27 protein-coding genes are annotated in these 24,030 nt (G+C 65.2%); 4 read left to right on the top strand and 23 right to left on the bottom strand.

Annotated features, from left to right (window positions below; all coding sequences use genetic code 11):
* Positions 1–41: 41 nt before the first annotated feature.
* The 4 genes from AC07O0_RS04965 to AC07O0_RS04950 form a co-directional block, all read right to left on the bottom strand.
* Complete coding sequence (locus tag AC07O0_RS04965; protein WP_494620547.1) at positions 42–1,184, bottom strand: alpha-D-ribose 1-methylphosphonate 5-triphosphate diphosphatase; 1,143 nt, start codon at positions 1,182–1,184, stop codon at positions 42–44.
* Positions 1,185–1,251: 67 nt separating this feature from the next.
* On the bottom strand, positions 1,252–1,833 hold the full coding sequence (locus tag AC07O0_RS04960; protein WP_494620545.1) for a HupE/UreJ family protein: 582 nt from the start codon (positions 1,831–1,833) through the stop codon (positions 1,252–1,254).
* A 10-nt stretch (positions 1,834–1,843) separates the two neighbouring features.
* Positions 1,844–2,476 carry an urease accessory protein UreG gene (ureG, locus tag AC07O0_RS04955; protein WP_454025915.1) on the bottom strand — a complete coding sequence of 211 codons (633 nt, stop codon included), beginning with the start codon at positions 2,474–2,476 and terminating at the stop codon, positions 1,844–1,846.
* A 3-nt stretch (positions 2,477–2,479) separates the two neighbouring features.
* The gene (locus AC07O0_RS04950) at positions 2,480–2,917 is read right to left on the bottom strand and encodes a DUF3995 domain-containing protein (protein ID WP_494620543.1); all 438 of its coding nucleotides are present in this window, start codon (positions 2,915–2,917) and stop codon (positions 2,480–2,482) included.
* 125 nt (positions 2,918–3,042) lie between these two features.
* On the opposite strand from AC07O0_RS04950, the gene AC07O0_RS04945 reads away from it, so the two are divergent.
* The gene (locus tag AC07O0_RS04945; protein WP_494620541.1) at positions 3,043–3,570 is read left to right on the top strand and encodes a DUF2059 domain-containing protein; all 528 of its coding nucleotides are present in this window, start codon (positions 3,043–3,045) and stop codon (positions 3,568–3,570) included.
* Positions 3,571–3,586: 16 nt separating this feature from the next.
* Here AC07O0_RS04945 and AC07O0_RS04940 read toward each other — a convergent pair whose 3' ends face one another.
* Genes AC07O0_RS04940 through AC07O0_RS04930 form a run of 3 tightly spaced genes read right to left on the bottom strand, consistent with a single transcriptional unit; the run spans position 3,587 to position 5,292 of the window.
* Positions 3,587–4,264, bottom strand: a complete 678-nt coding sequence (locus tag AC07O0_RS04940; RefSeq protein WP_494620539.1) for an urease accessory protein UreF — start codon at positions 4,262–4,264, stop codon at positions 3,587–3,589.
* Positions 4,265–4,267: 3 nt separating this feature from the next.
* A complete protein-coding gene (locus AC07O0_RS04935; RefSeq protein ID WP_494620537.1) occupies positions 4,268–4,960 on the bottom strand; it encodes an urease accessory protein UreE in 693 nt (230 codons plus the stop codon).
* A 23-nt stretch (positions 4,961–4,983) separates the two neighbouring features.
* On the bottom strand, positions 4,984–5,292 hold the full coding sequence (locus AC07O0_RS04930; RefSeq protein ID WP_494620535.1) for a putative quinol monooxygenase: 309 nt from the start codon (positions 5,290–5,292) through the stop codon (positions 4,984–4,986).
* Positions 5,293–5,441: 149 nt separating this feature from the next.
* Here AC07O0_RS04930 and AC07O0_RS04925 point away from each other — a divergent pair, with 149 nt between their 5' ends.
* Positions 5,442–6,485: an amino acid ABC transporter substrate-binding protein gene (locus AC07O0_RS04925; protein WP_494620533.1), complete on the top strand. Its 1,044-nt coding sequence runs from the start codon at positions 5,442–5,444 to the stop codon at positions 6,483–6,485.
* A 1-nt stretch (position 6,486) separates the two neighbouring features.
* Here AC07O0_RS04925 and AC07O0_RS04920 read toward each other — a convergent pair whose 3' ends face one another.
* The 16 genes from AC07O0_RS04920 to AC07O0_RS04845 all read right to left on the bottom strand — a co-directional run bounded on the left by AC07O0_RS04920 (position 6,487) and on the right by AC07O0_RS04845 (position 19,210).
* Positions 6,487–7,464 (bottom strand): GSU2403 family nucleotidyltransferase fold protein, encoded by a 978-nt coding sequence (locus AC07O0_RS04920; RefSeq protein ID WP_494620531.1) that lies wholly within the window; start codon positions 7,462–7,464, stop codon positions 6,487–6,489.
* Between the two features lie 51 nt (positions 7,465–7,515).
* On the bottom strand, positions 7,516–8,544 hold the full coding sequence (locus tag AC07O0_RS04915; RefSeq protein WP_494620529.1) for an ABC transporter substrate-binding protein: 1,029 nt from the start codon (positions 8,542–8,544) through the stop codon (positions 7,516–7,518).
* A 92-nt stretch (positions 8,545–8,636) separates the two neighbouring features.
* Positions 8,637–8,894 carry a hypothetical protein gene (locus AC07O0_RS04910; protein WP_494620527.1) on the bottom strand — a complete coding sequence of 86 codons (258 nt, stop codon included), beginning with the start codon at positions 8,892–8,894 and terminating at the stop codon, positions 8,637–8,639.
* A 68-nt stretch (positions 8,895–8,962) separates the two neighbouring features.
* Positions 8,963–10,699 (bottom strand): urease subunit alpha, encoded by a 1,737-nt coding sequence (gene ureC, locus AC07O0_RS04905; RefSeq protein ID WP_494620525.1) that lies wholly within the window; start codon positions 10,697–10,699, stop codon positions 8,963–8,965.
* A 12-nt stretch (positions 10,700–10,711) separates the two neighbouring features.
* Entirely contained in the window at positions 10,712–11,299 is a 588-nt protein-coding gene (locus AC07O0_RS04900) for an HD domain-containing protein (protein WP_494620523.1), read from the bottom strand.
* Positions 11,292–12,137, bottom strand: a complete 846-nt coding sequence (locus tag AC07O0_RS04895; RefSeq protein ID WP_494620521.1) for a DUF1003 domain-containing protein — start codon at positions 12,135–12,137, stop codon at positions 11,292–11,294. Before AC07O0_RS04895 ends, AC07O0_RS04900 begins: the two co-directional genes overlap by 8 nt.
* A gap of 119 nt (positions 12,138–12,256) precedes the next feature.
* Complete coding sequence (locus AC07O0_RS04890) at positions 12,257–12,877, bottom strand: urease subunit gamma (protein ID WP_494620519.1); 621 nt, start codon at positions 12,875–12,877, stop codon at positions 12,257–12,259.
* Positions 12,874–13,224 carry a hypothetical protein gene (locus tag AC07O0_RS04885; RefSeq protein ID WP_494620518.1) on the bottom strand — a complete coding sequence of 117 codons (351 nt, stop codon included), beginning with the start codon at positions 13,222–13,224 and terminating at the stop codon, positions 12,874–12,876. The genes AC07O0_RS04890 and AC07O0_RS04885 overlap by 4 nt, the downstream gene beginning before the upstream one ends.
* A gap of 10 nt (positions 13,225–13,234) precedes the next feature.
* The gene (locus AC07O0_RS04880; protein ID WP_494620516.1) at positions 13,235–14,092 is read right to left on the bottom strand and encodes an urease accessory protein UreD; all 858 of its coding nucleotides are present in this window, start codon (positions 14,090–14,092) and stop codon (positions 13,235–13,237) included.
* A 96-nt stretch (positions 14,093–14,188) separates the two neighbouring features.
* Complete coding sequence (locus AC07O0_RS04875) at positions 14,189–14,605, bottom strand: pyridoxamine 5'-phosphate oxidase family protein (protein WP_494620515.1); 417 nt, start codon at positions 14,603–14,605, stop codon at positions 14,189–14,191.
* Positions 14,606–14,670: 65 nt separating this feature from the next.
* On the bottom strand, positions 14,671–15,561 hold the full coding sequence (locus AC07O0_RS04870) for a PfkB family carbohydrate kinase (RefSeq protein WP_494620513.1): 891 nt from the start codon (positions 15,559–15,561) through the stop codon (positions 14,671–14,673).
* A 5-nt stretch (positions 15,562–15,566) separates the two neighbouring features.
* Positions 15,567–16,604 carry an aldose epimerase family protein gene (locus tag AC07O0_RS04865; protein ID WP_494620672.1) on the bottom strand — a complete coding sequence of 346 codons (1,038 nt, stop codon included), beginning with the start codon at positions 16,602–16,604 and terminating at the stop codon, positions 15,567–15,569.
* 104 nt (positions 16,605–16,708) lie between these two features.
* The gene (locus tag AC07O0_RS04860; RefSeq protein WP_494620512.1) at positions 16,709–17,158 is read right to left on the bottom strand and encodes a VOC family protein; all 450 of its coding nucleotides are present in this window, start codon (positions 17,156–17,158) and stop codon (positions 16,709–16,711) included.
* A 289-nt stretch (positions 17,159–17,447) separates the two neighbouring features.
* The gene (locus AC07O0_RS04855; RefSeq protein ID WP_494620510.1) at positions 17,448–18,326 is read right to left on the bottom strand and encodes a putative phage abortive infection protein; all 879 of its coding nucleotides are present in this window, start codon (positions 18,324–18,326) and stop codon (positions 17,448–17,450) included.
* A gap of 77 nt (positions 18,327–18,403) precedes the next feature.
* Entirely contained in the window at positions 18,404–18,925 is a 522-nt protein-coding gene (locus AC07O0_RS04850; RefSeq protein WP_494620509.1) for a putative phage abortive infection protein, read from the bottom strand.
* 21 nt (positions 18,926–18,946) lie between these two features.
* Positions 18,947–19,210, bottom strand: a complete 264-nt coding sequence (locus tag AC07O0_RS04845; RefSeq protein WP_494620508.1) for a hypothetical protein — start codon at positions 19,208–19,210, stop codon at positions 18,947–18,949.
* Between the two features lie 223 nt (positions 19,211–19,433).
* Here AC07O0_RS04845 and AC07O0_RS04840 point away from each other — a divergent pair, with 223 nt between their 5' ends.
* Both AC07O0_RS04840 and pepN read left to right on the top strand, forming a co-directional pair.
* Complete coding sequence (locus tag AC07O0_RS04840; protein ID WP_494620507.1) at positions 19,434–20,903, top strand: cation diffusion facilitator family transporter; 1,470 nt, start codon at positions 19,434–19,436, stop codon at positions 20,901–20,903.
* Between the two features lie 60 nt (positions 20,904–20,963).
* On the top strand, positions 20,964–23,603 hold the full coding sequence (gene pepN / locus AC07O0_RS04835; RefSeq protein WP_494620506.1) for an aminopeptidase N: 2,640 nt from the start codon (positions 20,964–20,966) through the stop codon (positions 23,601–23,603).
* Positions 23,604–24,030 lie beyond the last annotated feature (427 nt).

Here is a 24,030-nt window from a genome sequence, read left to right as displayed (position 1 = left end):
AGCAAAATCGCGTGCGTGCCTCCGCTACCGATCGGCTCAAATCACGCGAGGACGCGTTGATCGGCCAGATGGACCAGCCGGCCGCCGGCGATGGTCGCGACGATGCGCGGCTGCAGCCCCGGTGCGATGAGGACGAGGTCGGCGCGCTTGCCCGGCGCGATGACGCCACGGTCTGAGAGGCCGAGCGCCGCGGCAGGCCCCTGCGAGACCAGCTGCCAGGCGGTGGCGAAGTCCGTCGCGCCCTTGCGCACGAGGATGAAGGGGGCGAGCGGCAGTGCCGGATAGTAGTAGTCGGAGGCGAGGATGGTGCAGAGCCCTTCGCGCACCATCGCCTCGGCAGCCGGGCAATCGAGATGCGAGCCGCCGCGCACGACGTTCGGCGCGCCGAAGACGATCGCCTCGCCATGGGCTGCGGCCTCGCGCGTCGTCGCCTCGTTGATCGGAAACTCGGCGACGGTGACGCCGAGGCCACGATACCAGCGCCGCATCTCCGGCGTCATGTCGTCATGCGACATGGTTGGGACGCCGGCCGCGCGCGCCGCCGCCGCCAGTCGCTCGATCGAGCCCGGCACCTCGTCCCTGCGGTTCCAGACGTTCTCGGCCAACACCATGAAATCCTCATGCGTCAGCCCGGTACGCTCGACCATCTTGGCGATCTTGCCCGGCCGGCTGCTCGATTTCAGGATGCCGCCGGTATGGTCGTTGAAGGCGAGCACGCCGACACGGCCGGAGCCGAGCCAGTCGATGATCTCGGCCTCGGCAGCGAGGTTGAAGGTCTCGTGGCGCAGATGGAAGCGGGTGTCGGCGCCAAGCTCGGTCCTAAGCGCCGCGATCCGCTCGACCAGCCGGCGAGCGTTCTCAGCGCCGCGCAGGCCGGGTTCCCAGGACCAGGTGACGCCGTGGAAGGCCGTGGTGATGCCGCTCGCCAGCATGGCGCGGTCGGCGTCGCGCAGCGCCAGGTCGATGTCGAAGGCGACGCCCGGACGCGGCATGATATGGCGCTCGAAGGCGTCGCCATGGCAGTCGACGATGCCCGGCAGGACATAAAGGCCGGTTGCATCGAGGCGCAGCGCCGTAGCGGAGGCAGCGCCATCGAGCTCGACGATCGTCTCGCCTTCCGTGGCCAGGTCGGCACGGACGAGCGCGTCGGTCAGCACCTCGCCACCGGTGATATGCAGACTCATGCCCCGCCTCCGTCGCTGAAAGGACGGCGCGCTTGGCTGCTCTTCATGACATGGCGATGACGCCGCCTCAGCCGGCGAGGATCGCAAGCCCGGCAAGGACAAGGCCGCCGCCGGCGACACGGGCGAGAAGCGGAGCGCGGACCGCAAGCGCTCCGGCAAGCAGGATGCCGACAAGGTGGAGTGCGGTTGTCGCGAGGATGAAACCGGTCGCATAGGCGAGGCCGCTGGCGTTCTCCGGCAGCTCGGCGCCATGGGCGAAACCGTGGAAGATGCCGAGGATGCCGCAGGCGAGCGTGCCCGCGGCGAGCGGCGGCGAGGCCTTCAGCGCGACCGCAGCCCCGAGGATGATCACCGAGAAGGCGATGCCGATCTCGACGCCCGGCAGCGCCCCGCCCGACATGCCCCAGACGCCGGCCAGCGCCATGGTGCCGACGAAGGCGGCGGGATAGGCGATGCGCGCCCTGCCGCCGATGAGGCCGGCCCAGAGGCCGACCGCCACCATGGCCAGCAGATGGTCGAGCCCGGTCAGCGGATGCATCAGGCCGTGGACGAAGCCGTCGATCGGGCCGGCGCCGGTATGAGCGAAGACCGGAGCAGAGGCGAGGGTCAGCAGCATGGCAAGGAGTCCGGTCGCACGCATCGTCATCATGAAGTCCTCGTCAGCTCAGGACCGGCGCCTTCAGGCCGCCGGCGGTCTCGATGAAATCGACGACCAGGTCGACGCCCTCCCCCGCCCGCGTATTGGTGAAGGCATAGGGGCGCTTGCCGCGCATGGTCTTCGAGTCCCGGTCCATCACAGCAAGATCCGCGCCGACATGCGGGGCAAGGTCGGTCTTGTTGATGACCAGCAGGTCCGAGCGGGTGATGCCCGGGCCGCCCTTGCGCGGGATCTTCTCGCCGGCCGCGACGTCGATGACGTAGATCGTCAGGTCGGCGAGCTCGGGCGAGAAGGTCGCGGCGAGGTTGTCGCCGCCGGATTCGATCAGGATCAGGTCGAGCGAGGGAAACTTGCCGCGCATCTCCGCGACCGCCGCGAGGTTGATCGAGCAGTCCTCGCGGATTGCGGTATGCGGGCAGCCACCGGTCTCGACGCCCATGATCCGTTCCTCCGGCAGGGCGCCGGAGACGGTGAGGATACGGGCATCCTCCTTGGTGTAGATATCGTTGGTGATGGCGCAGATCTCGTAGCGGTCGCGCATGCGCTTGCACAGCGCTTCCATCAGCGCGGTCTTGCCGGAACCGACCGGGCCGCCGATGCCGACACGCAAGGGGCCGTGGGGAGAGCTGGTCATCGATCAGGGTCCTTGCAGGAGCAGAACGGCATAGCCCGCGGCGATCAGCAGGCAAAGCGGCGAGTAATAGCGGCGATCATAGCTGGCGAAAGGCTCGCGCGGATGCAGCCGCCGCCAGGCCGGCAGGTAGCCGGCGATTCCGCGAAGCAAGAACACCGCCATGATCGCGAAGCCGCCGAACTTGAGCAGCGGGCGCAGGGTCGCCGTATCGGATACCGGTGCAAGGAGCAGCGGCCAGATGGCCGTCACAGCAATCGCCAGCGCGACAAGCAAGCAGAGCCCCGGCGACGGCATGCGCTTTGCCCTGGCATTGCCGATGACGGTGGCGATCAGCTCGTCCTCACTCGCCGCCGGCCAGAGACCGCCCCGGCCCCAATAGGCATGCAGCGCGGCGATGGCAGCCAGGACGAGCGCCAGCGCGAGTGCAACAGCAGAGGTCATCAGTGAGCTCGCCTCTGGATTGTCATTTGCATGCGCCACACGTAGCGTTGCCGGAACGGCCAAAGTCGTAACGCGAAACGCTCGCGACAGTCACGAGCGATGGCGCATCCGGGAGGCGAAGGAAGATGATGCGTCTTTTCGGCAACCCGGCCCATCATGTGCGCGCCATGGCAGCAGCTGTCGCATTCATCGCAAGCGGCATGCTGGCGAGCGAGAGCGTTGCCCAGACGAATCCGACCGACGAGAAGCGGGCGCTGGCGGTCGAGATCACTCAGGCCGGGCTCGAAAGCGTCAACCTTGATCAGCTTTCGCTGGCTGCGCTCGACCAATTCGTCCGCAACTCCCCGAATAAATCCGAGGAATTTCGACAGGTTCTACTTTCAATGGCGCCCATTGTACGCGGCGAAGTAGAGCCCATGATGAGCGATATCACCAAGATCGTAGCGCGCTTCTATGAGGAGCGCTTCGAGGTCGATGAACTTAAGCAGCTCCGTTCCTTCGTCCTGAGCCCCGTCGGCAAGAAACAGGCACGCTTGGGGTCCGAGTTCTCGGCGCGCTTTGCTGTCACCCTGCAGCAATCGATGGCGGCTCGCGCCCCGGCCATCGAAGCAAAGATCAAGGCCGAACTGGGTAAGCGAGGCTACAAGCTCTGAGCCCATTGGCGGCCGCTCAAGACCGGAACAATCGCGAATATTGCGTCTCGTGCTTCAGCGACGCGAGGTCGGAGCGGAAGACGCAGCCGCCGAGATCGTCGAGCGCCATCGCCTCCGCCCGGACCGCGGCCTCGCGCAAGGCCGGCGTCAGCCGGGCGATGACCTTCTGCCCGTCGGTCTGGCCGACGATGCCGAGCCGGACGGCGGCCGAGACGAGATTGGCAATGAAGGCGAGCGCGAAGGCCTCGAGCGAAGGCGCCAGCGGCAGGCCATGGCCGCTGGCGGCGACGCCAACCGCGATGGGATAGGCAACATCGCCCGGCCAGGCGGCGCGCAGCGCGTCGATTGAGGCGCAGGGCCAGGCGGCGGCAAGCGCCGAGACGAAGGCGTTGCCCTGCGTCACCGTCTCCAGTCGGCGCTCGGCCGAGTTCGCCAGAGCGAGCGCCAGTTCCGCGATCTCCCGTAGCGCCTTGACATCGCCCTCCCCGCTCGCACGCCAGGCGGCGACGAAGAGGATGAGGTCATTGCGCAACGCACCGTGCTCGACGAGGGCATCGAGCCAGTCGGCGAGGCCCTCGGCATCAGTGAGATCGCCGGTCTCGAAAGCCCATTCCAGCCCGTGCGAGTAGGCGAAGCCGCCGACCGGAAAGGCCGGCGAGAGCCAGACCATCAGGGGCAGCAGCGCGCCCTGCATGGCTCAGTGATCGTGCTTGTGGCCCTTGTGGCCGTGCTCATGGCCGTGATGGCCATGATCGTGCTTGTGGCCGTGGTCGTCATGATGGTGGTGGTCATGGCCGCAGTCGCAGGCGGCGCCGTGGGCGTGCTCGTGCCCGTGATGATGCTCGTGGCCATGATCATGGCTGTGGCCGGCATGGGAATGGTCGTGGTCGTGGCCGTGCTCATGACCGTGATCGTGATGATCGTGACCGTGATGGTCATGGCCGCAATTGGCGTGATCATGGTCGTAGGCGCCGCGTTCCGGCTGGAATGGCCGCTCGACATCGGCCATCGCGCAGCCCTGGCCGCGGACCATCTCGGCCAGCACATGGTCGTGCTCGATATAGATCGCGGTCGCGGTGATCTCGGCCGGGGTGTGGCGGTTGCCGATATGCCAGGCGACACGCGCCAGCCGCAGCGGGTTCTCGGCGGTGATTTCGATCAGCTTCTGCGCCGCCGCCTTGATCAGCACGAGCGAGCCGTCCTCGAGCTTGACGGCGTCGCCGTCGTTCAGCGCGGTCGGCTTGTCGAGGTCGAGCAGGATGTCCTGCCCGCCATCGCCTTTCAGCGCGACGCGGCGGCGATTGCGGTCCTCATGGTCGAGAGTCAGCGTCTCGACGACCCGGTCCTGCTTGACCGCGGCCTTGCGGACGACGGAGATGGCGCGCTGCATGACGAAACCCGTGGCGTGATGGATCAGAGGCGATCGACCGATCGCGGTTCCACCACTTCGATCACCGGAGCGGCGCTGACGCAAGTCCCGGCGATGGCGAGGAAGGCCTGGAGATGGGTCTGCTGCATGTGCCGGTCGACATCGGCGCGCTTCTCCCAGCTCTCGACACTGAGAAAAAAGCCGGGATCGGAGAGGCTTTCGCAAATGTCGTAGCCGAGGCAGCCCTGCTCGCGACGCGTTGCCGCAATGCAGTCGCGCGCCGCCGCGACGAAGCGCTCGCGCTCTGTGGAAAGGACCCTGGCGCGGGCGATGACGAGGACGGGATCGGACATGCCGGACAGAGCTCCAGAGTTACAGGCCCATTCAGTACGCGGCAGAGACAGGTTTGGATGCAGCACCTAGTCTATTAGCCAAATAAATAACTCTGGCTCGCTCAGCGCAGGCGCGGTTAGATCGGCGGGCCAATAATCAAGGGATTCTCATGCTCGGAATTTCAGCACACCGCGCCCGTAATTTCGGCAGCGCTCTGGCGGGCCTCTGCCTCGCGGCGGCGCTTCCGATCGCTGCCCAGGCCCAGACGACACTGGAGCGGATCAAGCAGCGCGGGCACCTGGTCTGCGGCACCAGCCAGGGCGTCGCCGGCTTCTCGCTGCCGGATGCGCAAGGGCAATGGCGCGGCTTCGACACCGATCTCTGCCGGGGCCTGGCAGCGGCGATCTTCAACGACCAGGAGAAGGCGAAGTACATCTCGCTCGCCTCGAAGGACCGGCTGACGGCGCTGCAAAGCGGCGAGATCGACGTGCTCTCGCGGACCACGACCTGGACGCTCGGCCGCGACGCCGGCTTCGGCCTCAACTTCACCGCGATCAACTATTTCGACGGCCAGGGCTTCCTTGTCCGCAAGAGCACCGGCGTAAAGGACATCAAGGCACTGAACGGCGCCTCGATCTGCGTCGCGCAGGGCACCACCACCGAGCTCAACCTCGCCGATTATTTCCGCAATCACGGCATGAAATACGAGGTCATCGCCTATGCCGGCCTCGACGAGACGATCCAGGCCTATGAGGCCGGCCGCTGCGACGCCTACACCACCGACCTGTCACAGTTGGCGGCGAACCGGATGAAGCTCAAGGTCCCGGCCGAGCATGACCTGCTGCCCGAGATGATCTCGAAGGAGCCGCTCGGTCCCTGGGTCCGCCAGGGCGACGACGGCTGGTTCGATATCGTGCGCTGGACGGTCTACGCCATGCTGAACGCCGAGGAGTTCGGCATCACCCAGGCCAATGTCGAGGAGATGGCGAAATCGACCAATCCCGAGATCAAGCGCCTGCTCGGCGCCGAGGGCAAGTTCGGCGAGGGCCTCGGCCTCTCCAACGACTGGGTGGTGCGCATCGTCAAGGCGGTCGGCAATTACGGTGAGAGCTTCGATCGGCATCTCGGCACCAAATCGCCGCTCAACCTGCCGCGCGGCATGAACCGCCTGTGGACGCAGGGCGGCCTGCAGTACGCGCCGCCGGTACGCTGATTCAAGGTTCGAGGCCGAGCATTGCCAAAGAGCGCTCGATCGGCCTCGACCAACCATCCCGGCCACGTCGCATGGCATCGCCCAGCGCATCCTGCCAGGCATAGGGAGCGTCGGCGCGCAGCAGTTCGATCATCGCCCTCGCCTGTGCGAGGTCCTTGCGGCTCTTGATGATCTCATGCGCGCCGCGCCTTTGCGCGACGATGAGCTTGTGAACCGCAAAACGGCTCGGCTGGGGCAACATCACCGGAACACCCGCGCCGTGCAGAGCGACCGCGGGGATCGGCTCCGCGATCAGCCAGTCGAGATGCTGGAGGGGCGTCGCGCCGGCGGCGAGCTCCTTGAGAGGCATCGGGTCGCGGTCGCTGCGACGACGCAGTGGGGTCAACAGATCGACGACGAACCCTTGCGCGTTGCGGAAGCGCGAGGATGGCGCTTTCGGGTCGAGCCCCGGTACGGCGGAAAAGCTGGTTTCGGCACGCCGCAAGATCGTCAGCATGCTCTCGCTCTCGACATCCGCATCAAGCGCCAGATCGGCCGTGGCGAGATCGAGGTCCTGCGTCATCACCGTCGCTGCCGGCAGGACGGCGCCGAGCAGTGGCGGATAGCACTGATAAGCTGCCGTGCCGACCAACACGGCGCCGCGCCGGAACAGACCGGCATGGGCGATGGCATCGGCCACCTTTCCCAGCGCAGCGGTCGGGCCCGGAATGAGGCGCCGCAGCGCCGCGACCAGGCGGCGGCGCTCTTCCCGTCGCGCCATCTCGGTGCGGGCGGCCTCGGCGCGCGCAAGCACGTCGGGATCATCGGCGCGACCAAGATGCTCGACTGTGCGGCTCGTCCCGACCCAGCGCTGCAGGCGCAGATAGCGGATGCCGGCGACAGTCGTCGCCACGACCGTCGCCTCGTCCGATGACGCCGTCTCGACCTGTTGCTGCAGATCGGCGTAAAGCGTCTGGATGTTGAGCGGAATGCGCTGCATCCCGATTTAGTAGCACAAACTGAGGTTTGTGCTACTAAATCAACATCACCCTCAGCGCGGCAGCCCCTTCACCTCGTCGTCGAACTTCTTCAGGAGGCGCGAGCGCTCGGCCGGGCTGCCCCAGCGCGGGGTGTCGTAGTCGATGAGCTTGATCTCCTCGAATTTCGGCGCGTCAGGCGAAAGCTTGGAATTCCTGTTCGACGGGATCGAGTTGATCTTGAGCTTGGCGTTGATGTCCTGCGCCTCAGGCGAGAGCGTGAAATCGACGAATTTGCGCGCCGCTTCCGGGTTCTTGCCGCCCTTGATCACCGAAACCGAGCCGGTCTCGTAGCCGGTGCCCTCGCAAGGAGCGACGATGCCGATCGGCGCGCCCTGCAGCTTCTGCGTCAGCATGTCGTGCATGAAGGCGATGCCCACCGCCGTCTCGCCGAGGGCCGTCGCCTTCACCGGGGCGATGCCGGACTTGGTGTACTGGCTGATGTTCCTGTGCAGGCTCTTGAGGAATTCGAAGCCCTTGTCCTCGCCTAGGCGCTGGACAGTGGTGGCGAGGAAGACATAGGCCGTGCCGGATGAGCTGGGATCGGCGACCTGGACCTCGTCCTTGAACTTGGGATCGAGCAGGTCGGCCCAGCATTTGGGCTCGACCAGTTTCTTGCTCTTCAAGGTCTCGGTGTTGTAGCCGATGCCGAGCGCACCGAGATAAATGCCCGAAGTCTGGAACTTCGACTGCTCGGCATGGCGCCTGGCCCAATCATGCAGTTCCGAAAGCTTCGGCGACTTGTACTCGTCGAGCAGGCCCTCGTCGGCGGCCTGCAGATGCGGCTCGCCCGGCCCGCCCCACCAGACGTCGCCGCGTGGATTGGTCGCCTCGGCCTTGACCTGGGCATAGACCTCGCCGGTCGACTTGCGCACCATCTGGACCTTGATGCCGGTCGCCTTCTCGAAGATCGAGGCACCCTCGCGGCACTGCTCCTCGAGGATCGAGTAGTAGACGGTGACCTGGCCCTGGGCGGCCGCGGGCGTCGCGAGGGCGGCGAGAGCGACGCCAGCAAGTGCGGCAGCGTGAGACGAACGGAGCAAGGCAACCTCCCTGGACGGCTGATTTTATTTAGCCGTCTACAAGAATGAGAGGCCCGCCAAGTGTCAATATCGAAGGCCAAGCAAGCCCGAGCTCAATGCCGCCGGGTCCGGTCCGGCAGCTTGTTGATGGCCCTGTCGGCGCCCTGATCCTTGCCGAGAACGCCTTCGCGCAGCACCTTCGTCGCTGCATCCTGTTTCTTTTCAGGGGATGTCTTCAGCGGTTTCGTCGTCCTGGTGGCTTCGAGACCGATCTCCTTCGGCTTCTTGCCGTCATTGCGAGCGCTGGCGGCAAAGGTCGCAAGCGCTTCCGGCTGCTGGCCCTTGGGGCCTGCTGTCTTGGACTTAGCCATGGGTGCCTCCCTGATCTGATGGGAGGGAACGTGGAGGTGGCAGGCGATGTTCCCGCTGTCTTGGCCGCTCAGAACAGGAAATACCGCTGCGCCAGCGGCAGCTCCTTCGCCGGTTCGCAGACCAGCAGCTCGCCGTCAGCCACCACCGCATAGGTCTCCGGATCGATCTGGATGTCCGGCGTCGCGTCGTTGTGGATCATGCTCTTCTTGGAGATGCCACCGCGCACGTTCTCGACCGCGACCATCTCCTTGTCGGTGCCGAGCCGGCCCTTGAGGCCGTTCGCCATGGCGGCCTGCGAGACGAAGACCAGCGAGGTCGCGGTCACCGCCTTGCCGAAGGCGCCGAACATCGGCCGGTAATGCACCGGCTGCGGCGTCGGGATCGAGGCGTTGGGGTCGCCCATCGGAGCTGCGGCGATCGAGCCGCCCTTGACGACGAGATCGGGCTTGGCGCCGAAGAAGGCCGGAGACCAGACGACGAGATCGGCGAGCTTGCCGACCTCGACCGAGCCGATATGGCGGGAGATGCCATGGGCGATCGCCGGATTGATCGTGTATTTGGCGACATAGCGCTTGGCGCGGAAATTGTCGGCGCCGGTGCCGGCATCCTGCGGCAGCGGGCCGCGCTGGACCTTCATCTTGTGGGCGGTCTGCCAGGTGCGGGTGATCACCTCGCCGATACGGCCCATGGCCTGGCTGTCCGACGACATCATCGAGAGTGCGCCGAGATCGTGCAGGATGTCCTCGGCGGCGATCGTCTCCTTGCGGATGCGGCTCTCGGCGAAGGCGAGGTCCTCGGGGATCGACGGCGACAGGTGATGGCAGACCATCAGCATGTCGAGGTGCTCGTCGAGCGTGTTGACGGTGAACGGCCGGGTCGGGTTGGTCGATGAGGGCAGCACGTTGGGCAGCCCGGCGACCTTCATGATGTCAGGGGCATGGCCGCCGCCCGCCCCTTCGGTGTGGAAGGCGTGGATGGTGCGGCCCTTGAAGGCCGCGACCGTGTCCTCGACGAAGCCCGACTCGTTCAGCGTGTCGGTGTGGATCATCACCTGGATGTCGTATTCGTCGGCGACCGAGAGGCAGTTGTCGATCGCGCCCGGGGTCGTGCCCCAGTCCTCGTGCAGCTTGAGCGCGCAGGCGCCGGCCTCGATCATTTCTGTCAGCGCGCCGGGCAGTGCGGCATTGCCCTTGCCGGCGAAGGCGAGGTTCATCGGGAAGGCGTCGGCGGCCTTGATCATCTGGCTTAAGTGCCAAGGGCCTGGCGTGCAGGTCGTCGCCAATGTGCCATGGGCCGGGCCGGTGCCGCCGCCCAGCATGGTGGTCAGCCCGCTCATCAGCGCATCCTCGATCTGCTGCGGGCAGATATAGTGGATATGGCTGTCGAAGCCGCCGGCAGTGACGATCTTGCCCTCGCCGGCGATGACCTCGGTGCCGGGGCCGACGACGATCGTCTCGTCAGGCGCAAAATTGCCGAAGCCGGCCTGGATGTCGGGATTGCCGGCCTTGCCGATGGCGCAGATGCGGCCAGCCCTGATGCCGATATCGGCTTTCACGATGCCCCAATGGTCGAGGATCAGCGCATTGGTGATGACGGTGTCGACGGCACCGTCGGCGTTCCTGACCTGGCTCTGGCCCATGCCGTCGCGGATGACCTTGCCGCCGCCGAACTTCACCTCCTCGCCATATGTGGTGAAATCCTTCTCGACCCTGACGACGAGCTCGGTGTCGCCGAGCCGGACGGTATCGCCGGTGGTCGGACCGAACATCGCGGCATAGGCATTGCGCGGAAAGGCGAAGGGCATGGGCTATCCTCGTCAACCAGCCGGCTGAGCCGGCATATCGTCAATGCTTCTGGCTGCAGCGGCAGCGGCTTGGTCGAACAACAGGTCGAGCGGGCTGTTGAGACCGCGGCAGCCGGCGGCGACATCGTTCGCGAACTGCAGCCAGGCGCGCCGACGCGCCTGGTCCCAGCCGACGGGCGGGTCTTCCGCCAGCTCGCGCAGGCCGCTGATCTTGTCGGCGAGCCGCAGCAGGCGGGCCGCTTCGCTCTTCTCGCCGATCGTCTCGATCTGCATGCGGTGCCGCTCCGCCTCCGGCAGGCTCTTGTCGTCACTCACTTCGGCAACGAGAGATGCAACTCGCGGGCCGAAGAGGCTCTCGATCTCATCGCCCGTGATCTTCGTCTTCTCGACGGCGTCATGCAGCCAGGCCGCTGCGACCAGCTCGGCATCGGGCTGCTCCAGCGCCTTGGCCAGGAGATCGGCAACTTCGGCGAGATGCAGGATAAAGGCGGGACTGCTCCCGCCCTTGCGGGTCTGGCCGGCATGGACGCGCGCGGCAAAGCCTGCCGCATGTGTCACCAGCGCGATCTGGTCGCGCAGGACATGATCGTCGTCATGCATCGGAGCGCCCTCCCGAAGGCTCGCTTCCCTCAGCCCCTGTGTCTGCCGCAACCACAGCCACCTTCTTCTTCGCCACCGGCTTCTTGCGTCGTTTCGGCTTGCGCCTGGGCAATTGCGCCTCCTGCAGCATTTCGAGCTGGACCTGCTGGATCTCGGCGAGGCGCTGCCATTGCCGCGTGATCAGATGGTCGATCTTCTCGTGCAGGTGCCGGACCTCGAGCTCGGCCTTGAGGTTGACCTGGTAGTCGTTGAAGGAGCGCAGGCGGTCCTTCGCCTCCTGCCGCTTCTGGCTCATCATGATGATTGGCGCCTGGATGGCTGCGATGCAGGACAGGACGAGGTTGAGCAGGATGAAGGGGTAAGGATCGAAGGCGCTGGCCGCCATCGCGATGTTCAGCGCCATCCAGCCGAACAGCACCACGCCGAAGCTGATCAGGAAGGCCCATGAGCCGCCGAAGCTGGCGAGCCCATCCGAGAGACGCTCGCCGAGGGTGCGATGCTCCTCGAAATCGTCCTCGACGTTCTCCGCGATGGTCTCCTGCCGGGCGATGCTCTCGGCGACCTCGCGGTCGAGATCGGTGTACTCGCCGTGCTCCTCGCGCAGGATCTCCTCGACATAGCGCGTACGGTAGCGCGCCAGCTCCTTGAGGCTGATCAGGCTGTGATCGTCGAGATCGGGGAAGTCGCGCCGGATATGCTCGACCAGCGAGGGCCGCAGCGTTCCGAGCGCGATCAGGCTCTTGCGGCTGAGCTCGGCGCCGCTGATGGCGCAGACGCCACGCTTGCCCTTGCCGGTTTCGAGCGTCGGGAGAGACGGGAGCACAGCGTCGTCTTGCATCGCGGCCTGGCCTGAGGATGGTTCGAGCATGGCAGGTACCGCCGGCCGGCGGAAGCCGACGACGCCATGTCACAACGCTGAAGCGGAATCTCGTCGCAAATGCGGTCTCAGGCGCCGCCTCACAGCTTGCCCATGACCTCCTGGCGGAAGCCATAGACCTCGCGCTTGCCAGCGAGCGCGACGAGCCTGACCTCGCGGGTCTGGCCGGGCTCGAAACGCACGGCGGTGCCGGCGGGAATGTCGAGCCTGAACCCTCTGGCCCTCTCGCGCTCGAAAGCGAGTGCGGGGTTGGCCTCGAAGAAATGATAGTGCGAACCGACCTGGATTGGCCGGTCGCCGGTGTTGGAGACGGTGAGCGTCAGGCTCTCGCGGCCCTCGTTGAGAATGAGATCGCCCGGCAGGGTCGTGACCTCGCCCGGCTTCAGCCTGCCCTTGGAGCCGCGAATCGGCTCGTGGACGGTGACGAGCTTGGTGCCATCAGGAAAGGTCGCCTCGACCTGGACGTCGTGCAGCATCTCGGCGATGCCGTCCATGACCTGATCGGCCGAGAGGACATGGGCGCCCGCCTCCATCAACTCGGCGACGGACTTGCCGTCGCGCGCACCCTCGACCACGAAGTCGGTGATCAGCGCGACGGCTTCGGGATGGTTGAGCTTGACGCCGCGCTCGAGCCTTCGCCTCGCCACCATGGCAGCCATGGCGATGATGAGCTTGTCCTTCTCGCGCGGCGTCAGATTCATGCCTTGACCTTCTCGTCCTCGTCCTCGGCGACTTCGTCTTCGTCGTCTTCAGCGACTTCGGCGTCCTCGTCCTCTTCCTCGTCCGCCTCGTCGTCGGTCTCGTCCTCATCCTCGTCTTCGTCGTCGAGGGTGGCGTATTCATAGGCAAAGACGATCTCGCCCGTCGCCGGATCGAAGCTGCTCGAGGTCGACTCGTCGAAGGCCTCGATCAGCATCTCGGCATCCTCGGGGCCGTCGACATCGAAGCGGCGCACGGCTTCCTCGCCCTCGCCCTTCAGCGCGAGCTCGATCGCCCAGCCGCGGGAGCCGGTATCATAGACGCATTTCAGTCCCTGGATTGCCAGCATCACGCTCTCCTCAGATTGACCAGGTGCGCGGCAGCGCACGGCCGATCAGATGCCCGAGGAGCATGACGAGGGCGCGACGCAGCGCCTGTGCGTCGGCGGAGAGAAGGCGGATCAGAAGGAAGCCGTCGAGCGTGCCGGCGCCGGCTTCGACCGCGGCGAAGGTGGGATCATCAGCGAGCAAGGCGCGGATTTCGCCGAGCTTTTCCGGCTGACCAGGCCCCACCGCGAGGACCGTCGCGGCGGCCCGCGCGCCCTGCCCGATCGCCTTGCGACCCAAGGTCGCGTCGATGGCGCCGTCGAGCCGCAGATCCTCGGCGAAGATCAGCTTTCCGTCACGGCGGATGCGCCAGCGGTCGTGCAGATGACCGCGCGACAGGCTCTCGCCCATGGCGGCGCGGCCGAAATAGAGTGTCTCGGCAGCGATAAAGCTGGCATCGGCCACGAGCGCGACATCGAGGCTGCGCGCCAGGCGCGAACCGGAGAACAGGATCGTCTCCTGCGGCAGCCAGGCGAGCTCGGCACCATCTGCGACGTCGACGCGGGTCTCGACCCGCGTCTGGCTGCCCTGGCTGCGATAGATCTTTTCTGCCGCCTGCGTCGTCACCACCGCCTGCGCGCCGGGTTCGAGGGCGATCCGCGTGACGGCGCGGTCGCCACCGGCCATGCCGCCGGCGGTGTTGATCAGCACAGCTTCGCAACGCTCGTCATAGGCGGTCGGGAAGCGGGCGCGGTAGCCGCCGCTCTCGGCGACCTCCAGCCGCATCGTGCGCGCGCCGACCTTGCCAAAGCGCAGGCGCACGCCACCATCGGCGCGGACATAGTCCGGCAGGATCGGTTCGGGTGATTGCGGCAACGCGGGCGCGAACATGGGAGGCTCTGACGATCCGGCGCAGTTTTCCGCGCAATGCGCCGGCTCGCAAGATCGGCCCACGGCCTACCTGCCCATATTCTAGGCAGTACAGCCTCAGAAGCTGACTTCGCCGTTCTCCTCGCCATCCCAGTATTTGATGCGCTGGGCGCCAACCCTGATCATCACCAGGCCGGGCGTGTCGACGCCCTCCTTGAACCAGGCGTCAAGATCGGGAGACCAGTGCTCGGCGAAGGCCTGCTTGTCGCGGATCAGATCGGCCCGGCCCTCGACCGCGACGAAGAAGCCGTCCTTGCTGGAGAACTGCAGTCCGACCGTCGGGTCGCGCTCGATATCGCCGACCATCCGCGTCGAGTCTTCGGTGAAGTAGAAGGAGTCGCCGTCGTACTCGACGTCGGAATTGTTGCTCATCGGCCGCGCCGCGAGCTCGCCTCCATCCGTCCGCGTGGTGAGGAAGGCGATGTCGATGTCGCGCATCTTCTCGGCGATGTCGTGAAGGTTTCTGCTGGCCATGGCTTTCCTCCGGCGAGTTCGGGGTCTCGCCATCTACCGCCGAAGGGCAGCGAAGTTCCCGCGCCTCAATGCGCCGCGAGGAAGCGCTCGACCTCATCGCGCGTCGGGGTACCGGCGCGGCCGCCGAAGCGGGTGCATTTGATCGCGGCTACCGCCGAGGCGAAGCGTACCGCGTCGCGCTCTCCCTGCCCTTCGGCCAACGCCAGCGCGAAGGCGCCATGCCACACATCGCCGGCACCGAGCGTATCGACCGCCTCGATCGGAAAGGCCGGCAGATGGGCGATGCCGCCATTCTCCATGAAGAGCACGCCGCGCGGGCCGAGCGTCACCGCAAGCCAGTTCTGCGCGCCGCGCACCAGTGCTTCCAGCGCCGCCCGCGGCTCCTGCCCGCCCGAGATCTCGCTTAGTGCCTTCTCGCTGAAGGCGACGTGGCTGGCGGCGGTCACCATCTCCGGATGGGTCGGCTGGCGGTCGCCATCGATCACGCCGGGCACGCCGGCCTGGCGGGCGAGCTGCAGCGCCGCGAGCGAGCCCTCGCCCCAGCGGGTATCGACCAGCACGCCGTCACAGCCGGCCGGCAGCGCATCGGGCAGCCAGTCGGTCGTCAGCGGCGTCTTCGGGTCGGTATAGGAGACGACCATGCGCTCGCCCTGGGCGTCGATCAAGATCGAGGAGACCGGCGAGCGCAGGCCGGGAAAGCGCGGTGAGAGCGAGGTGTCGACGCCGTCCTGCTGCAACTGTGCGACGATGGTGTCGCCGACGGCGTCGTCGCCCAGGCGCGTCGCCAGCCAGGCCTTACCGCCGAGCCGGCCGATCGCGGCCGAGCCGCTGCCGGCGCAACCGCCGCCGGTGACGACAAGATCGCGCGCCCGATCCTTCTCGCCGGGGTTGGGCACGCGCTCGACGCTGTAGACATAGTCGAGCGTCGCGATACCCAAACAGAAGACACCGGCCATGCGACTTACGCTCCGAACCTGAATTCGCTGATCTGGCGATAGACCTCGCCGGGGCGCAGCACCGTCGAGGGGAAATGCGGGAGGTTGGGCGAGTCCGGCACATGCTGCGGTTCGAGCGCGATCCCGGCGCAGGCGCCGTATGGCGCTCCGTCGAGCCCTGCGACCGGGGTATCCAGCTTGAAGCCGTCATAGACCTGCAGCGCCGGCTCGGTGGTCCAGACTTCCATGGCAAGACCGGAGCGGCGCGAGCGCAAGGTCGCGGCATGGGCGAGTTCGAGGCCCGTCGCCGCCGCCGGCTCGCGGCGGTCACGGCGCAGCAGATAATTATGGTCGTACCAGAAGCGCGAGCCGTCCGGCTTGTCGAAGCGGATCGGCCGGCTCTTTCGGAAATCGAAGGGGGTCCCGGCTACCGAGGCAACCGAGCCGTCCGGGATCAGATCGGCATCGACCGGGGTGATCAGATTGGCGCGGACCTCGAACTCGTGGTCGAGGATGTCCGGACCATCGTCGAGGCGGAAATAGGAGTGATGCGCCAGGTTGACGATCGTCGGCGCGTCGGTCGTCGCAGTGAGCTCGATCCGCAAGGTCGCAGCCCCGGTGAGGCTGTAGCGGCAGAAGAGATCGAGCGTGCCGGGATAGCCGGCATCGCCGGCGGGGGAGACCAGCGCCAATATCGCGCTCGCCTCGTCGTGCTGCACCAAAGTCCAGGGCCGCTTGCCGAAGCCCTGCCCGCCGCCATGCAGCGAGTTGCGGCCGTGCTCATTCAGCGGGGTCTGGTATTCGACACCGTCGAGCATGAAGCGGCCGCCGCCGATGCGGTTGGCGAAGCGGCCGGCGATCGCGCCCATATGTGGAGAGTATTTGGGATAGTCGGCGAAGTCGGGGAAGCCGAGCACGACGCGCTGGCGCCCGCCATTGGGCAGTGGCACGACGAGATCGCGCAGCACCGCACCCCATTCCATCACCCGCGCTTCTGCTCCGGAGGCCGAGCGCAGCACGGCCTCGTGGATCGGCGTGCCGTCATCGAGCGTGCCGAACAGCATCTTGGTCAAGGCCAGCCTCCCGCCGCGCCGCCCTTCACCCGAGCGGTCGCGGCTCCCTCGCTAGTCGCAGGTGCGCTGTACGCGCAAGCCCTGCTGCTATGCCTTCACCAAGCCCCGGTATTCGGCATGCTCAGCCACGGCTCGGCCGGCGGCTTGGGATCGCCCTTCTGCAGGATCTCGATCGAGATGTTGTCGGGCGAGCGGACGAAGGCCATGTTGCCGTCGCGCGGCGGCCGGTTGATGGTGATGCCGGCCTTCATCAGCTTGTCGCAGGTCGCGTAGATGTCGTCGACCTCATAGGCGAGATGGCCGAAATTGCGCCCGCCCGTGTAGACTTCCGGATCCCAGTTGAAGGTCAGCTCCAGCGTCGGGCGGCCGCGGCTGCCCTGCTCCTTGACTGCAGCCGCATCGTCGGGCGCAGCGAGGAAGACGAGGGTGAAGCGACCCTTCTCGTTCTCGATCCGGCGGGTTTCGACCAGGCCGAACTTGTTCACATAGAAATCGAGCGCGGCATCGAGGTCGGTGACGCGAACCATGGTGTGGAGATAGCGCATAATTTTTCTAAGCCCTTCTAACTGTTTGCTAATTCCGACACCTGAACGGTGACCATCTTGCAACTGGTTAGCACGGCCCGTAGCAGCCTTTCCAGACTGGCGGTGGCTAGCGCCTGATAATAGTACGCGGCGTAGACCTCCGAAACGCTGCCACGTTCGACACCGCATGGAGAGGTTGATGGCATCTTTTGGTATCCCGGCCGGATTGGCCAAGCTTAAAGGGCGTACCACGCGGCCGCCCATCGGAGCATTTCGCCGCTGCATCGCCGCTGGTAGAAGTCATGTGTTATTAAAGCACGTCCTCATCGTTCGAATCAAATGAAGTCGAGAACGCCATCTCATCGAGATGCCGCTCATCGCCGGGAGCTAGCAATAGTTCCAGAGGAAGGTTGTTGAACATAATGTACCTTTCGACCAATTTTTTCATTCTTTTACCTTTATCGCTCACACTGTAATAGAATAACAGCACTAATTCTTGATCAGATATCTGAGATCTTAGAATCCTTGTGTATTTATATTTGTCCCCGATTGCTGAATTGTCAATAAATCTGAGTATGTTGAATATATATCGAAAATAATGTCCAACATTTTGTCGATGATCACCGTGAAACACTCGATAGCCATTCTTTAAATTCTCTAGCCTAGGCTGCTTTGAATGCTCTTCAAAGTGACTGATATTGGTTCTCAAATAGGCTACGAGAGAAATAAATGCTTGACGCCCCACCTTCCCCGATCCCGACATTGAGATTCCTTCGACAATCCCGTTATATAACCCGAGCATTTGAAAGAATGTCGCTTCAAAATTGCTTTGTCTAAGTGTATCAAGTTGAGCTTCAAGGGCAGTCGCTGCACGTGCGTATTCCGCCCTTGTAAGGCTTAACTCAGCTCGCTGAAGAACAATGGTGATAAGCACGCCGGTGAATGTCAGAAATGTAAGCGCCGGGTTCAGAAACCCTCCAAAAAAATCGCCGGCCTGCCCGAGCTTATCAAACTTCACGCCGGCCAGCGTGAGAGTGAGATAGACCATGGATGCGATCGTTACCGCGCTAACCGCGACCAAGAACAGCCTGTAGAGCGCCAGCTTTGCGCCGCCTTCGCCTGGATCAACGATGTTGTCAAAAAAGCGCCGGGCGGCGCCGATACGTGCGGGCGGAACCTGTTCACTCATTGAGCACCTGCTTCATCGATGGAACCTGCCAGCAATTCAGTCGCAACCAGCCAAAAGTCGTATAGGATTGTTTTTAATTATACTTCTGGACGGGGCAACAGCTTCCCAACCATTCCCATGCCATCACGCAGCTCTAAGTGGTCGTTTGGCTGTATGAGATCGAGCGGTAAATTGTCGAGCATATCGTACCTGCCGACATATACCCGCATCTTCTGACCTTTTTCCGAGAGCACGTTATAAAACAGCAGAGCGAGCTCAAAATCTGACAACTGCGCCCTCAAAATTCGTGTATATTTTATTTTTGGGTCAACGACATCGTAACTCAGCCTTGGCAAATGCGCCTCATCAATAAATCTGAGAAAATTATACAAATACCGATAATAATGACTTAGATCTTTTCTCCAAGACTGCCAGCACGTGCGGTATGCGTCCTGAATTTTTTGCAACTCCGTGGGACCATTCGCACTCAAACTGCGATTAAATTGCTCTCTCAGCCGACTCATATATTCCGAAAAGCATTCCCTCCCCCTAATCTTTTCGCCTTCATGGGGAGCCGGATACTCAATACTTTCTAATATGCGGTTCTGAACCGCCAGCATCTGAAAGAAAGTGTTCTCGAACTACTGCCGCTGAGCCTCACGGTGGCTTTCCGCCAGATCGGACCGCTGCAGATAGATCGAGTACATGACGCCCATGAAGGCGAGGAAGCTCAACAGCGGGTTGACGAAGCCGCCGAAAAGATCGCCGCGCGGTCCGAGTTCGGCCCACTCGCGCTTGTTGGCGCTAGGCCAAATCCACTCGGGCATTAGCGGCAGGAGCCATCCGACCGTGACAATAAGGAGAGCCAGAGCGACGAATGCGCCTAGCGGCCAATGCTTTTTCATTTAGCGCTCCCCCACCCCCAAGTGCATAGCCGCAACCTAAACGCGCTTCACGCTAGATCTTCGCCCTATGCCGATTTGAGAGGCCCTATGCACATTTTTATCTAGGACGACGTGCGCCTCGAAGGCTCGGTTAGATAGCGCATCGTTTGTCTCCCGGGGTTGATCTGGCAGATGGATCGGGCCAAACCCGGCCACGATCAAAGAGGGCTCGCGCGGACCTATCATGAGCGAAACGCAGGATCGCACGCCGAACCCGGCCGGCCCGGTGTCACCCGCCGAGGTCTCCCGGGTCAAGCAGAAGGCGGCGACGCTGTCGGTGATCGCCAGCGTCGTGCTGACGCTCGCCAAATTCGGCGCCGCAATCCTATCGGGCTCGCTCGCCCTGATGACCGACGCGCTGCAGGGGCTGATCGACATCGGCTCGACCATGTTCACCTGGTTCGCCGTGCGCGCTGCCGACAAGCCGGCCGATGACGAGCATCATTACGGCCACGGCAAGTTCGAGGCGCTCGCCGCGCTGCTGGAGACCGCGATCCTATTCGGGCTCTCGGGCGCAATCCTGTGGGAAGCGGCCAACCGCCTGTGGACCGGCAGCGAGCCGCATGTCGCGGTGACGCCGATCGTGATCGGCGTGCTGCTGTTCTCGCTGATGGTCGACGCGACGCGCTGGCGCACGCTGACCATGGTCGCCAAGGAGACCCGCAGCGAAGCGCTCTCCGCCGAGGCGCTGCATTTCGCCACCGATTTCGTCGGCACGGCGCTGGTGCTGCTCGGCCTGATCCTGACGCGGATGGGCGTGCCGATGGCCGACAGCGCGACGGCGCTGGCGCTCGCCGTGTTCATGATCGCGACCGCGGTGAAGCTCGGCCGGCGCACAGTCGATACACTGATCGACGCCGCGCCTAAGGGCGTCGCCGAGCGCCTGCGCGAAGCGGCGCAGGGCGTTGCCGGCGTGGTCAATGTCGAATGGCTCAGGCTGCGGCCCGCCGGCGGCGTGGTGCAGGGCGAGATCGGCATCCAGGTCTCGCGGACCCTGCCGCTCGACCGCGTCAGCGCGATCAAGGATGACCTGCTGCGGGCCCTGGCGGTCGTCGAACCGGATTCGGCGCTGACCGTTACCGCCAACCCGGTCCAGGTCGACGACGAGACGGCGCTGGAACGGGTGCTGCTGATCGCGCTGAAGATGAAGGTGCCGGTGCACCATGTCAGCGTCCACACGATCGGCGAGCGGCTCGCCGTCTCGCTCGACATGGAGGTCGACGCGGTGCTTCCGCTCGGCGAGGCCCACGAGATCGCCACAAGGCTGGAGAACGCGATCCGCGCCGAGTTCGGCGGCGAGACCGAGGTCGACACCCATATCGAGCCGATGGAGACCGGCCAGCCTTCCGGCCACAACGCACCCTGGGAGGTGGTCGAGGCGATCGGCAAGGCGATCGCCCAGGAAGCGGCCCATTTGGCCGATGCCGGCGGCCCGATCCGCGACATCCACAGCGTCCGCGTGCGCGAGACCCGCAACGGCCTGGTGGTCAACTATCACTGCCGGGCCGATGCTGCGCTCGACGTCGCCGCCGTGCATAGGGCCGTCGACAGGATCGAGCGCAAGGTTCGCGAGGCCCGGCCGGATGTCTGCCGCCTGGTCAGTCATGCCGAACCGGCGGTGGTATCCAACGACAAGACCTATGCCCTGCCCTGACGGCTTCCGTCGTCGTCTCCGGCTTCATAGATAAAAGCGACTGAAGGAAGCGAGCCTGCCATGCGCGCCGAAGACGCCCCGCTGATCCGCCTCGAGGATTATCGCCCCTCCGACTGGCTGATCGACACTGTTGATCTCGACATCGTCCTCGATCCGACGCGGACCAGGGTGCGCGCGCTGCTGCAATTGCGGCCGAACCCGGCCGGCCATGCCGGCGCGCCGCTCGTCCTCGATGGCGACGAGCTGACGCCGGATTCCATCCTGCTCGACGAGGTCCAGCTCGATCCGGCGCTGTATTCCCTTTCGCCGCAGGGGCTGACGATCCAGGCGCCGCCGGCGCGGGCCTTCTCGCTCCGGATCGAGACGACGCTCGACCCCAGCGCCAACACCAAGCTGATGGGGCTCTACCGCTCCAGCGGCGTCTACTGCACGCAATGCGAGGCGGACGGCTTCCGCCGCATCACCTATTTCCTCGACCGGCCGGACGTGATGAGCGTCTACACGGTCCGCCTCGAGGCCGAGAAGACGCAGGCGCCGGTCCTGCTCTCCAACGGCAACCTCGTCGCCGCGGCCGAACTGCCTGGCGGCGAGCGCCATTTCGCCGTCTGGCACGACCCGCACCCGAAGCCGGCCTATCTGTTCGCGCTGGTCGGCGGCAAGCTCGACCATGTCCGGCAGCCTTACGTCACGGCTGATGGCCATAAGGTCGAGCTCGCCGTCTATGTCGAGCCGGGCAAGGCCGGGCGCGCCGGCTGGGCGCTGGATTCGCTCGAGCGCTGCATGCGCTGGGACGAGCGCGTCTTCGGCCGCAACTACGATCTCGACGTATTCAACGTCGTCGCCGTGTCGGACTTCAACATGGGGGCAATGGAGAACAAGGGCCTCAACATCTTCAATGACAAATATGTGCTCGCCGACCCGCTGACGGCGAGCGACGGCGACTATGCCTCGATCGAGGCGATCATCGCGCATGAGTACTTCCACAACTGGACCGGCAACCGCATCACCTGCCGCGACTGGTTCCAGCTCTGCCTGAAGGAAGGCCTCACCGTCTTCCGCGACCAGGAATTCTCCTCCGACGAGCGCTCGCGCCCGGTAAAGCGCATCGCCGATGTGCGCACGCTGCGTTCGACGCAGTTCTCCGAGGATGCCGGCCCCCTCGCCCATCAGGTTCGGCCGCGCGCCTACAAGGAGATCAACAACTTCTACACGCCGACGGTCTACGAAAAGGGCGCGGAGGTGATCCGCATGCTCAAGGTTCTGATCGGCGAGGACGCCTTCGCCCGCGGCATGGACCTCTATTTCCAGCGTTGCGACGGCACTGCCGCGACGATCGAGGAATTCCTCGATTGCTTCGTCGAGTCCTCCGGTCAGGACCTCGCCCATTTCGCCGGATGGTACGAGCAGGCGGGCACGCCGACCGTGGTCGCCTCCGGCAAATACGATGCGAAAGCGAAGAGCTATACGCTGCAGCTGGCGCAATCGACGCCGCCGACGCCCGGCCAGCCCGAGAAGAAGCCAGTCGTCATTCCCGTCGCGCTCGGCCTCGTCGGCAAGGACGGCGACCTGCCGCTCACCAGCATCTCGCCGACGCTGAAAGCTGGCGGCGTGGTCGTGCTCGACCAGCCTTCGCTCTCCGTGACCTTCACCGATCTGCCGGAGCCGCCGACGCCGTCGCTGCTGCGCGGCTTTTCGGCACCGGTCCGGCTCGAGCTCGACCTCGGCGATGCCGAGCTCCTGACGCTGTTCACGGCCGACAGCGATTCCTTCAACCGCTGGCAGGCCTTGCAGACGGTGGCGACACGGGCGCTGGTACGTGCCGGCAGGGGCGATCATTCCACGCTGGGCGAGACCGCGACGGCACTCGCCGGGGTGCTCTCGGGCTTCCTCGCCGGTCCGGCGCTGGCGGATCCGGCCTTCGCCGCGCAGGTTCTGCGCCTGCCCGCCCCGGCCGACATCGCTCGCGAGATCGGTCGGGACGTCGATCCGGACGTCGTGCACGGCACCCACCGCCAGCTCTCGGCCACGATCGGCGTGGCGCTTGCCGGCCAGCTCGCGGCCTTGCGCGACAGCCTCGCCGAGCGCGGACCCTATTCGCCGGCCGCGGCGCCGGCCGGGCGGCGTGCGTTGCGCAACGAAGCGCTCGGGCTGCTCGCGCTCGGAGCTCCGGCCGAGGGCGCGCGGCTGGCGCTGGCGCAATTCACCGAAGCCGACAACCTCACCGACCGGCTCGCGGCACTCGCCGCGATGACGCTGATCCCCGGAGCCGAGCGTGAGGATCTGATCACGCGCTTTGGCGAGCTCTATGCCCGCGAGCCGCTCGTGCTCGACAAATGGCTGATGGCGCAGGCGCTGATCGCGGAGGATGGCACCCTCGCCCGGGTCAAGGGGCTCATGAGCCACCCTGCCTTCTCGCTCGGCAATCCGAACCGGGTGCGCGGCCTGATCGGCGGCTTTGCGGCGAACCTGACCCAGTTCAACCGGGCCGATGGCGAAGGCTACGGCTTCGTCGCCGACATCGTGATCGCGCTCGACCGAACCAATCCCCAGGTCGCCTCGCGCCTGCTCGGCTCGTTCAAGAGCTGGCGCATGCTGGAGGCCGGTCGCCGGGCCAAGGCGGAGGCGGCGCTGCGCATGGTCGGGGCCACCCCGAACCTGTCGCGAGACGTGGCGGACATCGCGGCCCGCTCGCTGGCCTGAGCCGGCGCCATTGGCACGTTGTCATGGTTGAAAGAAGCCGGCGTCGAGACCGATCGGAAGGTCCTTGGTGCCGGCTCGCATACCCCCCGAGAATCGCGCGTTAACCGCCTGCGCCGCCAAAGGTTAACGAAGTCCTGCGCGCGCAGGATTCAACCGATTCGCCACTACAACCAGGGCGCGCAAAACCACTGTCAGGACGAAGTTTCCGCTAGACAAAGCGAGTCCCTCGGATTCAACTGACTGTGATTCGGAGATGCGGCACGTCTCCCGATCTTACTGACGGTACATCGCTTCCGAAGGGGGACGGGCATGACGCGTGCCGACGCGGCTTGCGCACACGTGCGCGCAAATTCAGTTCTAGGCGTAGCACGATCCCTTACGCATCCGCTCTATCAGCGCTTCGAACAGCTGGAGCCGACCTTCCGGA

This window comes from Allobosea sp. GW821-FHT10B12 (assembly GCF_059415545.1).
This window is presented reverse-complemented; position numbering and strand designations above follow the sequence as displayed.

Coding starts and splice junctions, on each gene's coding strand:
- AC07O0_RS04965 (WP_494620547.1), bottom strand. CDS start 1,184: ATGAGTCTGCATATCACCGGTGGCGAGGTGCTGACCGACGCGCTCGTC.
- AC07O0_RS04960 (WP_494620545.1), bottom strand. CDS start 1,833: ATGATGACGATGCGTGCGACCGGACTCCTTGCCATGCTGCTGACCCTC.
- ureG (WP_454025915.1), bottom strand. CDS start 2,476: ATGACCAGCTCTCCCCACGGCCCCTTGCGTGTCGGCATCGGCGGCCCG.
- AC07O0_RS04950 (WP_494620543.1), bottom strand. CDS start 2,917: ATGACCTCTGCTGTTGCACTCGCGCTGGCGCTCGTCCTGGCTGCCATC.
- AC07O0_RS04945 (WP_494620541.1), top strand. CDS start 3,043: ATGATGCGTCTTTTCGGCAACCCGGCCCATCATGTGCGCGCCATGGCA.
- AC07O0_RS04940 (WP_494620539.1), bottom strand. CDS start 4,264: ATGCAGGGCGCGCTGCTGCCCCTGATGGTCTGGCTCTCGCCGGCCTTT.
- AC07O0_RS04935 (WP_494620537.1), bottom strand. CDS start 4,960: ATGCAGCGCGCCATCTCCGTCGTCCGCAAGGCCGCGGTCAAGCAGGAC.
- AC07O0_RS04930 (WP_494620535.1), bottom strand. CDS start 5,292: ATGTCCGATCCCGTCCTCGTCATCGCCCGCGCCAGGGTCCTTTCCACA.
- AC07O0_RS04925 (WP_494620533.1), top strand. CDS start 5,442: ATGCTCGGAATTTCAGCACACCGCGCCCGTAATTTCGGCAGCGCTCTG.
- AC07O0_RS04920 (WP_494620531.1), bottom strand. CDS start 7,464: ATGCAGCGCATTCCGCTCAACATCCAGACGCTTTACGCCGATCTGCAG.
- AC07O0_RS04910 (WP_494620527.1), bottom strand. CDS start 8,894: ATGGCTAAGTCCAAGACAGCAGGCCCCAAGGGCCAGCAGCCGGAAGCG.
- ureC (WP_494620525.1), bottom strand. CDS start 10,699: ATGCCCTTCGCCTTTCCGCGCAATGCCTATGCCGCGATGTTCGGTCCG.
- AC07O0_RS04900 (WP_494620523.1), bottom strand. CDS start 11,299: ATGCATGACGACGATCATGTCCTGCGCGACCAGATCGCGCTGGTGACA.
- AC07O0_RS04895 (WP_494620521.1), bottom strand. CDS start 12,137: ATGCAAGACGACGCTGTGCTCCCGTCTCTCCCGACGCTCGAAACCGGC.
- AC07O0_RS04890 (WP_494620519.1), bottom strand. CDS start 12,877: ATGAATCTGACGCCGCGCGAGAAGGACAAGCTCATCATCGCCATGGCT.
- AC07O0_RS04885 (WP_494620518.1), bottom strand. CDS start 13,224: ATGCTGGCAATCCAGGGACTGAAATGCGTCTATGATACCGGCTCCCGC.
- AC07O0_RS04880 (WP_494620516.1), bottom strand. CDS start 14,092: ATGTTCGCGCCCGCGTTGCCGCAATCACCCGAACCGATCCTGCCGGAC.
- AC07O0_RS04875 (WP_494620515.1), bottom strand. CDS start 14,605: ATGGCCAGCAGAAACCTTCACGACATCGCCGAGAAGATGCGCGACATC.
- AC07O0_RS04870 (WP_494620513.1), bottom strand. CDS start 15,561: ATGGCCGGTGTCTTCTGTTTGGGTATCGCGACGCTCGACTATGTCTAC.
- AC07O0_RS04865 (WP_494620672.1), bottom strand. CDS start 16,604: ATGCTGTTCGGCACGCTCGATGACGGCACGCCGATCCACGAGGCCGTG.
- AC07O0_RS04860 (WP_494620512.1), bottom strand. CDS start 17,158: ATGCGCTATCTCCACACCATGGTTCGCGTCACCGACCTCGATGCCGCG.
- AC07O0_RS04855 (WP_494620510.1), bottom strand. CDS start 18,326: ATGAGTGAACAGGTTCCGCCCGCACGTATCGGCGCCGCCCGGCGCTTT.
- AC07O0_RS04850 (WP_494620509.1), bottom strand. CDS start 18,925: ATGCTGGCGGTTCAGAACCGCATATTAGAAAGTATTGAGTATCCGGCT.
- AC07O0_RS04845 (WP_494620508.1), bottom strand. CDS start 19,210: ATGAAAAAGCATTGGCCGCTAGGCGCATTCGTCGCTCTGGCTCTCCTT.
- AC07O0_RS04840 (WP_494620507.1), top strand. CDS start 19,434: ATGAGCGAAACGCAGGATCGCACGCCGAACCCGGCCGGCCCGGTGTCA.
- pepN (WP_494620506.1), top strand. CDS start 20,964: ATGCGCGCCGAAGACGCCCCGCTGATCCGCCTCGAGGATTATCGCCCC.